The following is a 587-nucleotide window of genomic DNA, read 5'->3' as shown; positions in this document are numbered from 1 at the left end:
GCCCGCGCAGGCCACCGTGCTCGACGAGGCGGCCTGGCTCGGGCTGCTCGGCCTCGGTGCGCTCGGCGCGGCCGGTCGCGCCCTCGCGACCGGCGACCCCTCGGCGGCGGCCGAGGTGCTGGCCGCGGCGCTCCCCGCCCCGGTCGACCACGTGCTGCTGCAGGCCGACCTCACCGCGGTCGCCCCCGGTCCGCTGGTCCGCGGCGTGGCGCACGAGCTGGCGCTGCTCGCCGACGTCGACTCCCGCGGCGGCGCCACGGTGTTCCGGTTCTCCGCGGCCTCCGTGCGCCGTGCCCTGGACGCCGGACGCGACGCCGACGACGTGCTGCGGCGCCTCGCCGAGATCTCGACCACGCCCGTGCCGCAGCCGCTGGACTACCTCGTCCGCGACACCGCCCGGCGGCACGGTCGGCTGCGGGTCGGCGCCGCGTCCGGCTACGTGCGCAGCGACGACGAGGCCGCGCTCGCCGACCTGCTCGCCGACCCCGGCGCCGGCGCGCTGCGGCTGCGGCGCCTCGCCCCCACCGTGCTGGTCAGCGGGCTCGACCCCACGTCGCTGCTGGCCGGGCTCCGCCGGCTCGGGCTCG

At 80.4% G+C, this 587-nt stretch carries 1 protein-coding gene; it reads left to right on the top strand.

The window, feature by feature from the left end; translation table 11 throughout:
* A partial coding sequence (locus ACYVKY_RS13865) for a helicase-associated domain-containing protein (RefSeq protein WP_460435578.1) occupies window positions 1–587 on the top strand: 587 nt, incomplete at both ends.

It is taken from the genome of Angustibacter speluncae (genome assembly GCF_054777815.1).
Note: the sequence above shows the minus strand (reverse complement) of the source record. Positions and strands in the feature narration are given on the sequence as shown.